Origin of the sequence: Sulfuricella denitrificans skB26 (assembly GCF_000297055.2) — a bacterium.
GTDB classification, from domain to species: domain Bacteria; phylum Pseudomonadota; class Gammaproteobacteria; order Burkholderiales; family Sulfuricellaceae; genus Sulfuricella; species Sulfuricella denitrificans.
The window spans coordinates 3,074,528-3,089,418 of record NC_022357.1; the positions used below are offsets into that span (position 1 = coordinate 3,074,528).

A 14,891-nucleotide genomic window follows, 5' to 3' on the forward strand; every position below is an offset into this window, starting at 1 on the left:
TGACTTGAGCTCACCTTCCCCCCTTGCCCAACAAGACGACCTGGATTGTATCTATCAGAATAATGATATCCAGAAACAGGCTGTTGTTCTTCACATAGTACAGGTCATACTGCAGCTTTTCGATGGCATCCCCCACCGAGGCGCCATACTGGTAGCGTACCTGGGCCCATCCGGTTATCCCCGGCTTGATGCTGTGCCTAGTGTTGTAATAGGGGATCTTGGCGCTGAGCAGGTCCACAAAATAGGGCCTTTCCGGGCGGGGACCCACAAAACTCATTTCCCCTTTCAACACGTTAAATATCTGGGGAAGTTCGTCTATCCTCAATTTCCGGATAATTCTGCCCACCCTTGTTGTCCGTGGATCATTAGCAGCCGCCCATTGTGGTTTTCCCTCTTGCTCGGCATCATTTCTCATACTGCGAAACTTCAGGACCATAAACGTTTCGCCCCCTTTTCCCACCCTTTCCTGCCGAAAAAGGATAGGCGCACCACTTTCGACGAAAATGCAGAGGGCTGTAACCAGCATGACGGGGAATGTGGCCGCCAGAAGGATGACGCTTGCGGTCGAGTCGAAACCCCTCTTGACGACCCTTCTCAAGATCCCTTGCTCAAATCCATCGCCAAAGACCAGCCAGCTAGGGAAAAGGGAATCAACCCGGATCTGGCCTCGCTCGCGTTCGTAAAATTTGGCGGCGTCGCTCACATTGACCCCATGCAGTTTGCATTCCAGAAGCTCCTGAATTGGGAAGCCGCCGTTGCGCCGGTCTCCAACCGCGACGATAACCTCACTTACAGAGTATTTGTTGACCATGGCCATCAGGAGCCCTTCCGCAGGCAAAACGGAGGAGGGAGGCACCAGATGCTTCTCACCTGGTAGCGCCACAAAACCGACGATCTTGAATTTATGGCAACCAGGGTCGTTCCCGATCAGATCACCGAATTCCTTAGCCCTGGCACCTGTACCGAGCACCATGATCCGAGACTCCGAAATTCCCAAGCGGGACCACTTGAAAAAAACCGACCGAGTCAGAAATATCCCCACCATGGCAAGAAGCAACACTATCCCCAATATGCCGCGGCCAAAATACAGGTCGGGCGCCCAGTAGAAAACCAGACTCATAAGGCCCAACCCCAAAACCAGGGAAGGCATGAGGCGAAGCAACGTAGCCTTGGGGTCCGGCCTGGAATCCAGTTGATACATCCCCATCGCAGTCATGCTCAAGACCATTACAACGGCAAAGGTGCCAGCCTGCGGAAACAGGTCCGTAAGAGCGGCTGAAAAAAGCTGGGGCTGGTCAAGAAAACGAATTTTTGTCCCTAGGTAAACCGAGATCATCAGTACGAGCGCTTCCACGCTAAAAAGAAAGATTGCCGTTGTGGAAATGTGATGATTGGAAATTCGAGCCAACTCAGGTACTCCCTTTTACGGTATTTTTCGACCCAGCAGATCGACGATGTAATTTCCGGGGATAGCGTAGGTTATGCCGCTCGGATGAGTAAGGGCGGCTTCCTTCATTCCCTTTACATACACCATGTTGATGATGCCGTACACCAACCCGGTTTCAGGATCGTAGAGGGGGCTCCCGCTGCTGCCGGGATAGGCTGTGCCATCGAGCTGAAACACGGTATAGGCGGACCGATGCAACTGGCCGATCATCTTTGCGTCAAGCCCACGGGAGTTCCGTGCTGGTAACACGACGGGTGTGATCGCGGAAATGATGGCGCGGTGAGTCACCGGATAAAACCCCAGAACCATTCCGATTGGAAACCCGGTGAAGGCCAATGCCTGTCCCTCCCGGGCAGCGCCCGAATCCCCGAGCTGCATTGCAGGTAGAGCCGTCCCGCTAATCCTCAACAGAGCCAGATCGTGCTCCCTATCCAGAGCAACTGGAGTCGCCGCCCTGAGTTCCGGCTCTTTACCTTTGCCAGTGATCACGACAAGCGACTCCTTGTTCCCGATGTCCAACGATTCGGGGACAACGTGAGCATTGGTGACCACGTGGAGACCATCATCCAGCACAAAGCCTGTGCCCAGAAAATTCACTGGCGGGGTACGCGTCTTTTGAAAAGTTCCTATACCCACAACGGCTGGCTTGATACGTTCAATTGTTTGGACCAGCTCGGTACCCCAAAGCGGGGAAACCATCAGCAACCCCAGTCCCACAAGGACAATATTTCTTACGCGCCCTAAGCAATGGCCCAGGAAAGCACTGCAGCCATTCAATCGTGTATTGCTATTCATACCCATCCCGCTACGGTCCCCTGTCGCGATTATCGCGCAAATAATTATGCGGTCCCTCTCCATCTGCATCAAGAACCAACCCCTCAAAGCCCTCTGCCATGACGAAACCATCTCTATTCCACTATAGCGCATTATAAAATGGGGTATGGTACTCGCTGAACACTACTGCGCACACTAGCCCCAGTTTCCGAACGTGACAGGTCCGCCGTGATTAGAAAGGTCCGCAGGTGTAGCGGACCATCAAAAAATCCACTTAGTCTTGGCTTATCAGCTGAAAGACAACGCACTTCATGATAGCGGCGGACTCAAGTCCGAAGGGAAGGGTAGCAGCGCTATGACAGGAGTGTATCTGTTTCACGAAGACCTCGTGGAGGATTTTATAAACGCGAGGCATTTCCATAACCAGCGCCGATGACAAGGTCTGCCCCCCCAATCACAAAAGTTCTGGCAGTTGTCGACGATGGCTGCGCATTGTTCGACGAGACCTGACTGGGAATTGCGATGCGTCGCTCGCGCCCTTCCCAAGCTCGCTTGCTGCACACCTTCTGACACAGGGTGTGATGCCGCGAGCCTCCGGCGCGTTATCAGTGCAGACAAGATATTTCTTGCCTGGCGGCAGACCGTCCATTGGCCTTGAGGTAACCGGAGATCTGGAATCTGCAACAGATCTCGGGGAATTTGAAATGCCTAACTCAAACCAGGGCGACCGTTACGAGTTTATTGAGGATAGTTCACCGGCAACGCCACAAATGATGACGTCTCAGCCAGGTTGATCAGGAAGGGGTGGGTAGACTTCCCGTAAAGGGCCGTTATTTTTCGCACGTAGTCCCTTGTTTCGGGATAGGGAGGAATCCCGCGATGCCTTTCTACAGCCCTCTCACCGGCGTTGTAGGCTGCGGCAACCAGCGGCACATTGCCCTTGAAGAATGCAAGCAACCATTGCAAGTAGGCCAACCCACCCTGGATATTTTGCGCCGGATCGAAAGCGTTTTTGACGCGGAAACGATGCGCCGTTTCGGGGATGAGTTGCATCAGTCCTTGTGCATTTTTAGGTGATACCGCTCTCACGTTGAAACCAGATTCAACTGATATGATCGCCAAAACCAGCTTGGGATCTACCGAGTAGCGGGGCGACAATTGTTGCACCAGGGTGAAGATAGGGCCTTTCGGATAGACCTTTGCATCCACCGGCTCCGGACCGTTTCCCGTTTCCGGCGCGGATTCCTCGGGCAACAAACAGCGTGGCAACGACGTCGCCGCAGAAGAACGCGTATAGCGCACCATTTCCTGCGCGTGCTCATGCCCCTGTTCGGCCGCCATAGCAAATAAATGCGCGGCCACCCCATCGTCGCGGGAAACGCCGCGTCCATTAGCATACATCCAGCCAAGGGCAAACTGGGCACCGGCAAAACCAAGGCGGGCGGCGCGACAATACAAGTCTGCCGCCTTGGCAAAGTCCTGCTTCACGCCCTCGGCATGTTCATACTTTACCGCCAGTGCGACCAGCGCCTCAGGATTGTCCAAACCGGCTTCCTGCACCGCCAGCGATGAGCGCGTATGGTCGTCGGCGCCGGCACTGCTGACACACAAGGTCCACGCTACCAGCACTACCAAGAGCTTGCCTGAAAAAGACATTGCAACTTACCACCTAATTTTGTTCAAGATTGGTGATACACACCTGCAAGTTTCACGCCAAAATATGATTTTCTTATAATTACAACAGATTAACTAATAGCGCTCGATGCCTGACAGTGGTGTGTGTAAAAAATACCGACATTATTCGGATCCTGGCATCATCAACCTAAACGCCGCAAGCAACTCACTCACTTGCATTTTGTTGCTAAGATTACGGCCGCCATGACCGTGGCAACCTTGACTCCCCTGTGGGCAAGGTCTATCAATAAATAATAATAAATAATAGAATGTGTTATGAGAGTCTGTCTCCATTCCCGTCTAAATTTATACCGTTGGTCTTGTAAAATATTGCGGCAAAAATAGATTCCATGCTAAGACCGGGTTGCCTAGCAAAGGCTCTTATAGCAGAAAGTACCTATGCATAATTTCGGCAGTAATAAGCGGGTAAACAAGTGGGTTATGCTTTCGACGATCGTCGTGCTAATCGGGGGAGGAACAACCGCCTGTAGCAAGGTCGAAAACACCCAGGCACTAATCTCTCAAGCCAAGCAGTTTCAGCAAAAGGGGGACAACCAGGCCGCCATTATTCAGCTTAAGAACGCCTTGCAGAAAACCCCGGATGATGCCGAAGCCCGCCACCTCTTAGGCATGATTTATCAGGAAACCGGCGATCCCGCTTCGGCCGAGAAGGAACTACGCAAGGCTCTGGCGCTAGGCATGGGCCGTGACAAGGTAGCGCCGGGACTGGGAAAAGTCTTGCTGATGCAAGGACAATTCCAGAAGGTTCTGGATGAAACAGACCAAACCGCAGCCAAGAAACCAACCTCTCCGGAAATACTGGGTTTGCGCGGAAATGCCTATCTCGGTCTGGGCAAATACCAGGATGCCAAGCAATCATTCGAGCAGGCGCTCCAGTCCAGGGATGACTTTGCCGATGCCCTGCTCGGGATGGCCCGTCTCGCCATCGAGGACAAAGACATCGATGCTGCCGTGAGCTTCACCGATCTCGCGGTGAGCAAAAACCCAAAAAATATCGACGCTTGGTTTTTCAAGGGTGATTTGCTTCGAGCCCAAGGGAAGATTCAACCTGCTCTGGACGCCTACGGAGAGGCTCTGAAGATCATGCCGGACAACACGCCGGCACGCCTTAGCCGAGCGTCTGTGGAACTTGCCGCCGGGAAATTTGGTGAGGCCCGTGCCGATATCGAGGCAGCGCGCAAGAAGGCGCCAAAGAACCTGATGGTGGATTACTTGCAGGCGCTGCTCGATTTCCGCCAGGGGAAACATGCAGCAGCGCTCGATTCCCTTCAGCAGATATTGCGCGCCACACCCAACCACATGCCCAGCGTGCTACTTGCAGGTGCGGTCCAGTTTTCCCTGGGCTCGCTGCAACAGGCCGAACAGCATCTGAAAACCTATCTGGACAAAGACCCAAACAGCCTCTACGCGCGCAAACTGCTGGTCGCAACACAATTGCGGCAAGGACGACCGGACGATGCCGCACGCACGCTTGTTCCGCTTGATCCCGAACATTCGAATGATGCAGGCGTGCACGTAATCGCCGCTGAAACCGCCCTCGCAAAAAAACAGTTTGCTCAAGCTTCAGAGCACTTCGAGAAAGCCGCGCAGATCAGCCCGAATAACGCCGCCATCCGCACCGAGCTAGGCCTTTCGCGTTTGGCGCAAGGCGACAAGCGTGCGCTCGCCGACCTGCAAATCGCCTCCGGACTTGAGGGTGAAAGTGGTCGCGCCGATATCCTCATCGTCCTCAGCCAGATCAAGAGCCGGCAATACGACGCAGCGCTCACCAGCATCGCCGTGCTGGAAAAGAAAATGCCGCAGAGCCCTTTGCCGTGGAATTACCGGGGTGTGGCCTACCTTGGCAAAAAAGACATCGCAAAAGCGCGCGACAGTTTCGAACACGCGCTCAAACTCGATCCCAAATTTTTCACTGCCGCCGCCAATCTCGCCCAGCTTGATCTCAAGGATGGACAGGCCACGAACGCGCGAAAACGTTTCGAAGATATTCTCAAAGCTGATCCCAAACATCTCCTGGCCATGCTTGCCATAGCTGATCTGAGCCTGCTCCAGAAGGACGAAAAAGCTTACACCAACTGGCTGGAAAAAGCGACCAACGCCAACCCGCAAGCCATCCAGCCGCATTTACTACAGGCGCGTTTCCAGTTGGCCAAAGGCGACAATGCCAAAGCCGTACTCGCCGCGCGCGAAGCGGTCAACGTCCAACCCAAAAATCCGGCTGCGCTCGACCTGCTTGGCACCGCCCAGTTTGCCAGCAAAGACTTGGGCAACGCTTTGGACACCTACCGCAAACTCGCCGATCAACTCCCCAACCAGACGGAACCGCAATTGAAGCTCGCCCAGGTTCAGATGGCGATGAAGCAACCCGGGGACGCACGCAAAACCCTGCTAGGGGCGCTGGGAACGAAACCCGATTTGATTGAGGCGCAACTCATGCTCGGCAGCCTTGAAATCCAGTCTGCGCGGTATGACGAAGCGCATAAAATTGCCAAACAGATCCAGCAACAAAAGCCCGCTTCCCCAGCAGGACTGATGCTGGAAGGCGATACGGCACTGGCACGCAAGCAATATCCCGCCGCGCTCGCCGCGTTTGAGCGCGCGCACAAACTCGCGCCCTCTCCCGTCACACTGGTTCGCCTGTACCAGGCACTAGCCGGTGCAGGCCGATTCGAGGAAGGTGAGAAACGGCTTGCCTCTTGGCTCGCCAGCCATCCGCAGGACGGCGGAACCCGGCTTTATCTGGCTGAGCACCTGATCGCGCGCGGCGCATTCAAGGCGGCCTCGGAACATTACCTGCTCCAGAATCAGCAAACCCCGGGTAACCTTATTGTCCTCAACAATCTCGCTTGGGCGTTGTCGGAACTCAAAGATAATCGCGCGCTTTCGTATGCCGAACAGGCATTGAAGCTTCAACCCAATAATCCCACTATACTGGACACCTACGGCTGGCTGCTGACCCAGTCCGGACAGCCTGCCAAAGGTCTCGACCCCCTTCGCCGCGCCGTCTCGCAGGCGCCGGGCGTTGCCGAGATCCGCTGGCATTTGGCGGTCACACTGGCGAAATCGGGTGATAGCGCGCATGCCCGGCAGGAACTGGAACGACTGCTTGCCAGCGGGGTTGCATTTCCCCATGAGAAAGATGCGCAAAACATGCTTAAGCAGCTGCAAATCGGTAAATGATAAAGGAGAGAAAAATGGTTTCAGGTGCTTTTGGCAAAGCGGCGCTGTTGGCGGCAATCATCGCATTACCTGTTGTCTCAGCGTGCGATCAGATCAGTAGTTCAACACCTCAGCAACATATCCAAAAGGCAAAGGACTTCCTGGACAAGGGTGACCCACGCGCAAGCATCATCGAACTCAAGAATGCGTTGCAGCAAAACCCTGACAATGCCGAAGCTCGCCTGCTCCTAGGGGAAATTTATATCAAGGCGCAACAAGGTAAGGACGCGGAAAAAGAGTTGCTGCGGGCACAGAAACTCGGAGTCAACGAGGAATCAATCAAAGTTCTGCTGGGTCAGGCATTGCTTTTGCAGGAGAGCTATGAACGGGTCCTTAATGAGGTCACGCCAAGCACCTTAACATCTCCCAAAAATATGGCAAAAATTCAACAGCTTCACGGTGAGGCTCAGTTAGGCCTGGGTCATCTGGAGCAAGGATGCGAGCTGTTCAAGCAATCCGCGAAGATCGATCCAGCTTATGTCCCTACCTACTGGGGTCTTTCCAGGTGCGCCGCTGCCACGAAGGACTTAGATCATGCCAAGGCATTGCTTGAACAGGCCCTCAAATTGGACGCCAAGAATGCCGACACCTGGATGTGGATGGGCAAACTGGCGCAAGTCAGAAATGAACCTGAAGCGGCAGAAGCCGCCTACTCTGACGTACTCAAGATCGATCCTGATCACGTCGATGCCCGCCTGAGCCTGGCCTTTCTGCACATGTCGGCAGGCAAGTTTGATACCGCGCAGTCGGAGATTGGTACGGCGCGCAAAGTTGCGCCGCATAATCTGCGGGCCAAGTATTTACAGGCACTACTGGGATTTCGGCAGGCCAAATATGCCGCAGCGCGGGATAACCTGCAAGAAGTACTGAAGGATGCCCCCAATCATCTGCCAAGCATCCTGCTTTTCGGGATGGTGTCCTACGAACTCGGCAGTTATGAACAGGCCATCCAGAATTTCACCAAGGTTTTGAGCCAAGTCCCCAATAGCATGTATGCGCGCAAAGGCCTCGCGGCTGCGTGGCTGAAAACGGGGCAACCCGTTCGTGCACTAGACACCTTAAAACCCCTGCTCATGATGGAAAGCCGAGACCTGAGCGTGTTGACGATGGCTGGCGAAGCCTCTCTGCAAGCGCATGAACCCGCGCAGGCGCGTGACTATCTTCAAAAAGCAAAAGCAATCGATCCGAAAAACGCCAAACTAAGCACCGCACTGAGCCTAAGTCATATGGCCACCGGCGACTCGGCGCGCGCCATGGCAGAACTGGAATCCGCAACCGCAGAAGATCCAGGTCAAACCGTGGCAGATACACTATTGATCTTGACCCATCTGCGTAACAGCGAATTCGACAAAGCGCTGGCAGCGATTAACGTGCTTGAGAAAAAGAGTCCGAACAACCCCGCTGTATACAATTTCCGAGGGGCGGCCTACGCCGGCAAAAAAGATTTTGTCAATGCGCGGAAAAATTTTGAACACGTGCTGACACTCAATCCAGCCTACAGCTCAGCAGCCATGAACCTGGCGCAGATCGACCTCCAGGAAAGCAAACCCCAGGCTGCCCGCAAGCGCTACGAAGCCATCCTGGCCAAGGATAAAAATAATCTCCCCGCATTGTTGGCGCTGGTCAAGCTGGCAAGTAACAAGAAAGAGGCTGTTTCCTGGCTGGAGCAGGCGGCACGGGCCAATCCATCGGCGCTTCAGCCACGCCGACTCCTGGCAGAACACTACCTGGGAATTAATGAGGCACAAAAGGCGTTGAACCTTGCGCGCGAAGCGCAGACAGCCAATCCTGACGACCCGGATGCCTTGGACTTGCTCGGTGCAACGCAGCTTGCCGCCGGTGAAACGGAGAATGCACTCACGAGTTACCAAAAACTCGCCCGCCTGGCACCCAAGTCGCCACTTGCTCATTTCAAACTCGCATCGGTACAGGCCACCGCAAAAAACCTTGACGCAGCCAAAGCATCATTAAACCAAGCTTTGGAACTGAAGCCCGACTTTCTGGAGGCGCAAGCCGCGCTCATCTCTCTGGAACTCAGGTCTGGAAAACCTGCGGATGCACTGAAAATCGCCCAGCAGGTGCAACAGCAAAACCCCAAGATGTCGGCAGGTTTCGTGTTCGAAGGCGACATTCACATCGACCAGAAGCAGTATGACCAGGCTGCAAAGTCCTACGAGAAAGCCTTTGCCCTCGACAAAAGCGGTCTGATCGCGGTCAAACGGCACCAGGCGCAGTCACTGGCCGGAAGTGTAAAGGATTCCGACGCCCGTCTGCTGCAATGGCTCAAAGAGCAACCTAAAGACACCGCTACCCGCACCTACATGGCGCAAGCTTACATGACCCGCGGGCAAGATAAGCAAGCCATCGAGCAATACCAGATTCTATTACGGGATGCGCCCGGCAACCTGCTCGCTCTCAACAACCTCGCCTGGCTGTATCATCGCGCAAAAGATCCGCGTGCGCTGGCCATGGCGGAGCAAACCTATAAACTCAGACCCGATGCCGCGTTTATCACGGACACCCTGGGCTGGATTTTATTCGAACAGGGTAAAACGGCACGCGCCGTCGAACTTCTGCAAAAAGCGGTTGCACTCGCGCCCACAAATCCGGAAATCGGCTTTCACTACGCCGTTGCGCTCGCCAAAGCGGGCGACAGGCAGAAGGCGCGCAAACAGCTTGAGGCCGTTCTGGCTTCTGGGTTAAGCTTTCCACAGCAAGACGAAGCCAAAGCACTTCTAAAAAAATGGTAGGCCAAGGCGGATCCCATGAACCATCAGAAGCCACACTGTCTCCAACCTGACCAACTTTTTAACCGGCCTGCCGTCATGGCTTCAGGCACAGTGTCGGAATATTTTACAGCGCATTCCGCCACCGAAGGCCTCCCTGCCTATGCGCGATCCCTTTTTACCTGTTTCACCATCTCAACCAACCACGAGGTTATTTAGCCGATCATGCGCAAGATTACCTGGCAACCCATCGTGGTTTTTATTGGTCTATGTCTGATTGTTTTTGCGCTGGCAACAGCAACAACCAGCCTGCTGCCAGGCAAACTCCCGCTGGGAGACTTTCGTGGGATCGGCATGGTTGCAGCTTGGGTGGCATATGTCTATGCGTATGCAATCGCTGTCTACAGACTGTTTCTGGTGGCCATGCCCCTGCCGGAAGGCGAGATTCACGAAGGATCTCGGGCCGAATTCGTCTACCATGTTTATGTTCTGTTTTACCTCATTTTCTTCAATTCCATCATGCGTAGTGGAACCCCCCCTATCCCCTTCATGCGCCTGCTCTACCTGGTTCTGGGCGCCCGACTTGGCCACAATACTTACAGCTCCGGCCTGATTTATGACCCGCTTTTTGTTCAAATCGGGAACAATTCTGTCATTGGTGAATCCGCCCTGCTCGTGCCTCACGTCATCGAAGGTACGCGCTTGGCTCACCATCCCATTCACATCGGCAACAATGTCACCGTTGGTGCCCATGCTGTGGTGATGTCCGGGGTCACCATCGGTGATGGCGCCATCGTCTCGGTGGGCGCGGTGGTAACCAAGGGCACTCACATAGGAGCTGGGGAGATCTGGGGCGGTGTTCCGGCCAAATTGTTAAAGCGGCGGGAATCGGGGGCGGTAGCCTGATGCCGAACCGCGCACCCGGGTCTGAATTTGGGTTGGACTCACGGCTCGTAGGTAGCGTCGGAAAATTTTACAAGCCACATACACACAACCCGCCAGCAATTGAGCTTTAATCATAACAAATTGTTTTTGATGGTTTATTTATTTATGGCACACTTTCTGCTTTAACCAACAGTGAGTGCCAAGACCGGCCAGTTTCGACGGCAGAGCCTCTCAGGTTCAAGAAGCTCAACATTTATTAATAGGAGAACAATCATGAAAACGAAAATTAAGCTGCTTGCGCTGTCGGCCAGCATGCTTGCCTGCGGAATCGGTGTGTCCGGTCAAGCACAGGCGAACGCCTACGCAACGGTAACAAATAATATTAGCAATGGTTTTGTAATCGGGCTGTTTGATGGGCAATCTGTTGGTGCGGGCATTCCTGGAATCTTCACCTTTGGAACCCCATCGTCCCTCTCCTCCAGCGCCGCCACTTTGAATGGCAGCGGAAGCGCGGGCTCTTCAGTCACTCCGCCTCCTGACGCACCCGCTTCCAACGGCACGGGCTCAAACCCATTCCGTACCAATGAGATGGTCACCACCACCGGTGCTGGCAATACTTACTACAATCTCTTCGGCCAACTGGGAACGAACTACTCCTCCGGCGATGCAAAAGTGGTGACCGAACAGAGTATTACTGGCACCCCGATCGAGGCACGCAACATGGCCGAGAGCAATGTCGAGTATAGCGGTTTTGGTGATGCGGACGGACGCAACATATCTTCGACCTCCGTCAGCCTTGGCATTCAACTCGGAAGCGATTGCGCGAGCCACGACTGCCGGATTTCTTTCTCGTTCCTGGCCGACCCTTACATTTTGGCTTCGCTAGACGCGCTTGCCAAAGCGGGCTCGGTAGCGCGCGGCACGCTCTCCATGACCATCACCTTGACCAAGGTAGGCGATCTGGTCCCAACCTTTGTATGGGCGCCTAACGGTGTGGTCGGCGATGGGATTGCTGGCGGTACGGAATTGGCCGATGCAGAGAACCTGAACCTGACTCGTGAAGTGCTGACCGGGGGTGATCCTGACGCGGTACACTCGGGACCTTATGCTAACGATACCTTCGGTGGCTACTCTGCGTACACCAATGCATTGAGCACTGGTGCTTACACCTTAAGCCTGTCGATGATCGAGAAAACGGACGTCAAGCGTGTGCCTGAACCTGCCACCCTTGGACTGCTGGGACTAGGCCTGCTCGGAGCAGCATTCGCCCGCCGCCGCAAGCAAGCATAAGCGCTCTGCGCTAGGTGGTTTTGAAAGGCAAGGGATCAAACTCTTGCCTTTTTTCATTCCTCCCGCAAACCGGTGCAATCCACCTATAGCCAACGGGCTAGCACTACTTTCGCGGGTGTAAATTTTTCCGACGGTTGCCTGGGCAATTCGTACAGGATGCAAGCCGCATTCTTGCCAATCTACTTCTGGGGTTGGTCCGAAGAGGGATTGCTCCTTTGGCGGAGCATCTCCTCCACGACATCCCGAAAACGTTGCGCAGCATCAGTCTGCACCAGGATCCGGCCAACCCGGTTGGCCGCCTGCGCATAAGATGGATTATTAAGGATGGCAATTGCAGCCTCCAATATGCTGGCAGAAGACGCCTTTCCGGCACGCAGCATGATTCCGGCTCCCAAGCGTTCTGTCGCACCCATATTCAGCAGTTGATCCATATTGGAACACAGACCGATGACCGGCACGCCACTGGCAAAAGCCTGGTAGGTAGTCAGGCTGCCGCCGTTGCTGATCACCAGTTGCGCGCGTCGGGTTGCGATGTCCATCGGCAGGTAATTTGTGATGTACGCATTGGCAGGCACATCGGCAAGCGCAATGTTGCCTGCGGTGGCAGCAATAACCGTGACCGGGAGTTTCGACAGTGCCGTGAGAGCCATAGGCAGGAGATCGGCCTGACCCGAGCTGCCCAGAGTCAGGAATACGATCGGCCTGTCTTCGGGAAGGCGGCTCCACCACTCGGGCAGCGGTGTATGTGTGGACCAGAGAATCGGGCCAAGATAGCGATGCTGGGCTGGCAGCCTGCGAGTCGGCACCACTTCGGGGATATCCGCATACAGGGTGTAATCGCCCCAAGTGTAGACATTTCGTAGATCCGACCCAAGCGACGGCAGTCCATAGTGGCGGCGTACCCGGTTCAAGGGTCGGGCATGCAGGGCGAAGGCCATGGGTCTGGCTGCATCAAACAGTTTTTGCGCCAGGCGGACGCCCAGAATCCGGGTCATGGACAAGTCAGGTACCGGGTAGGCGGTATCGGCGAACGGGCTCCAGTAGGCATTGACCACGGAAGCATAGGGGATGCGGCGCAACGGCGCACTCACGGCCAGCGACAGGCGGAAGTCTCCGACCACCAGATCGGGTTTGACGCTATCGAGCAGCGCAAGGTCGTCTTCGACGTACTGAGTAAGCGTTTCTACGCTGTAAAGCGGCTTGCCCCGGGCAAGGGCTTGTGCGAATTCGGCTGTGGAGATGGATCGAATGGGATGAAACGCAAAGCCAAGTGGCGCTTCCAGATCGGTGTAGCGAGGATCCGATGCGACAACCACTTCATACACCGCGGGATCGAGCGCCTTCGCCAGCGTTGCAATCCGGGCGAAATGCGCAAGCGTGACCGCTTCAGCAACAAGAAGAATAACTGGCTTGTTTCGGCTTTGCATTACACTCACTCGCGGGAAAGTAATACCATAACACAGTGATTATTTTGTATTATGGCTCATGCAATGAAATTAGTGGGAGTTCTCCCGAATGTGTAGCATCGCAACGACAATCCGAATGCCCATGAGAAGTGCACCGAAGCATCGAGCCGTAGGTGTGGCGGGCCATGCATCCATCCCCAATAGCCTGGATTGCCATGGCTAACCTGCTGATTGCCGCGCGCAACCTCGCACGCAATCGGCGGCGTGCGCTAGCTGCCCTGCTTACGGTGGCCGTCGGCGTCACCTCACTGATGCTTGCCGACGGTTTCATCCAGTGGATTTTCTGGGCCATGCGCGAAGGCACCATCCAGTCCCAATTAGGCCACATTCAGGTCGTGCGACCGGGATACCTCAGCGCAGGCGCAGCCAATCCTTACGCTTACGTATTACCGGAGAACTTGCCTCAGCGCAAAGCGATCGAATCCACTCCCGGCGTCAAACTGGTAGCACCGCGGCTGGCGGTGACCGGACTCATCAGCCACGGCGAGACGACAATAGCGTTTGTGGCAGATGGTGTCGATCCGCAGAAGGAGGCGGAGCTGAGCAAGGCTCTGCGTATTTCGGAAGGAAGAAATATCGCCGGCGCGACCGCAAAAGAGGTGATTCTGGGATACGGCCTGGCGCGCAATCTCGATGTGAAGCCGGGCGCCACTGTGGCGCTACTGGCCAATACTGCAGGCGGCGGCATCAACGCCGTCGAGGCAAAGGTGGCCGGGGTGTTTATCAGTGCCAACCAGACCTACGACGATTCCGCCTTGCGCCTGCCTATCGGCTTGGCGCAGACACTTCTGCGCGTTAACGGCGCCCACGCCTGGCTGGTGTTGCTCGATGACACCGAGCGCACAGACGACTACCTGGAGCGGTTCCGCACCCGCTTCCCCGCGCAATCGAACAAGTTGGAGTTCGTACCTTGGTACCAGCAAGCAGATTTCTACAACAAGACAGTGGCGCTGTTCTCGCAGCAGATGAACGTGCTGCGACTGATCATTGGCTGTATTATCGTCCTCAGCATTTCCAACATGCTGGTGATGAATGTGCTCGAGCGTACCGGCGAAATCGGCACGCTGCTGGCTATTGGTTTCAAGCGCAAAAAAATCCTTCATCTGTTCGCCATCGAAGGATTGCTGCTCGGGCTAGTCGGCGCATCCCTGGGTCTGGTCGCCGGTTATGGGCTGGCCGAATTGATTTCTGCGATTGGCATCCCCATGCCACCACCACCGGGAATGACAGAGGGCTACACCGGCGAAATACTGATTACCTTGAACGTGGTGATGAATGCGTTTCTTGTCGCATTCATCACCACTACGCTGGCGGGTTTGTATCCGGCATGGAAAGCCTCGCGCCTGCAAATCATTAACGCGTTGCGTCACAATATCTGAGGCCCGCGAA

General features: G+C 55.0%; 9 protein-coding genes. 5 read left to right on the forward strand and 4 right to left on the reverse strand.

What is annotated here, in order from left to right; translation table 11 throughout:
- Positions 1 to 10: 10 nt before the first annotated feature.
- The 3 genes from SCD_RS14805 to SCD_RS14815 form a co-directional block, all read right to left on the reverse strand.
- Positions 11 to 1,408 (reverse strand): TIGR03013 family XrtA/PEP-CTERM system glycosyltransferase, encoded by a 1,398-nt coding sequence (locus SCD_RS14805; RefSeq protein WP_009207248.1) that lies wholly within the window; start codon positions 1,406 to 1,408, stop codon positions 11 to 13.
- A 15-nt stretch (positions 1,409 to 1,423) separates the two neighbouring features.
- Complete coding sequence (locus SCD_RS14810) at positions 1,424 to 2,374, reverse strand: S1 family peptidase (RefSeq protein ID WP_332370306.1); 951 nt, start codon at positions 2,372 to 2,374, stop codon at positions 1,424 to 1,426.
- A 585-nt stretch (positions 2,375 to 2,959) separates the two neighbouring features.
- A complete protein-coding gene (locus SCD_RS14815) occupies positions 2,960 to 3,877 on the reverse strand; it encodes a transglycosylase SLT domain-containing protein (RefSeq protein WP_009207246.1) in 918 nt (305 codons plus the stop codon).
- Between the two features lie 459 nt (positions 3,878 to 4,336).
- Between SCD_RS14815 and prsT (SCD_RS14820) the strand changes: the two genes are divergently transcribed.
- From prsT (SCD_RS14820) to SCD_RS16760, 4 genes are all read left to right on the forward strand, one after another.
- Positions 4,337 to 7,096 (forward strand): XrtA/PEP-CTERM system TPR-repeat protein PrsT, encoded by a 2,760-nt coding sequence (gene prsT / locus SCD_RS14820; RefSeq protein WP_148290801.1) that lies wholly within the window; start codon positions 4,337 to 4,339, stop codon positions 7,094 to 7,096.
- 14 nt (positions 7,097 to 7,110) lie between these two features.
- A complete protein-coding gene (gene prsT / locus SCD_RS14825) occupies positions 7,111 to 9,885 on the forward strand; it encodes an XrtA/PEP-CTERM system TPR-repeat protein PrsT (protein WP_009207244.1) in 2,775 nt (924 codons plus the stop codon).
- A gap of 201 nt (positions 9,886 to 10,086) precedes the next feature.
- Complete coding sequence (locus SCD_RS14830; RefSeq protein WP_009207243.1) at positions 10,087 to 10,767, forward strand: DapH/DapD/GlmU-related protein; 681 nt, start codon at positions 10,087 to 10,089, stop codon at positions 10,765 to 10,767.
- A gap of 252 nt (positions 10,768 to 11,019) precedes the next feature.
- Entirely contained in the window at positions 11,020 to 12,036 is a 1,017-nt protein-coding gene (locus SCD_RS16760) for an EDSAP-1 family PEP-CTERM protein (RefSeq protein ID WP_009207242.1), read from the forward strand.
- Between the two features lie 179 nt (positions 12,037 to 12,215).
- Here SCD_RS16760 and SCD_RS14840 read toward each other — a convergent pair whose 3' ends face one another.
- Positions 12,216 to 13,463, reverse strand: coding sequence for a glycosyltransferase (locus tag SCD_RS14840; protein ID WP_009207241.1), 1,248 nt, complete (start codon positions 13,461 to 13,463; stop codon positions 12,216 to 12,218).
- A 164-nt stretch (positions 13,464 to 13,627) separates the two neighbouring features.
- On the opposite strand from SCD_RS14840, the gene SCD_RS14845 reads away from it, so the two are divergent.
- Positions 13,628 to 14,881, forward strand: a complete 1,254-nt coding sequence (locus tag SCD_RS14845) for an ABC transporter permease (protein WP_009207240.1) — start codon at positions 13,628 to 13,630, stop codon at positions 14,879 to 14,881.
- The last annotated feature ends 10 nt before the right edge of the window (positions 14,882 to 14,891 follow it).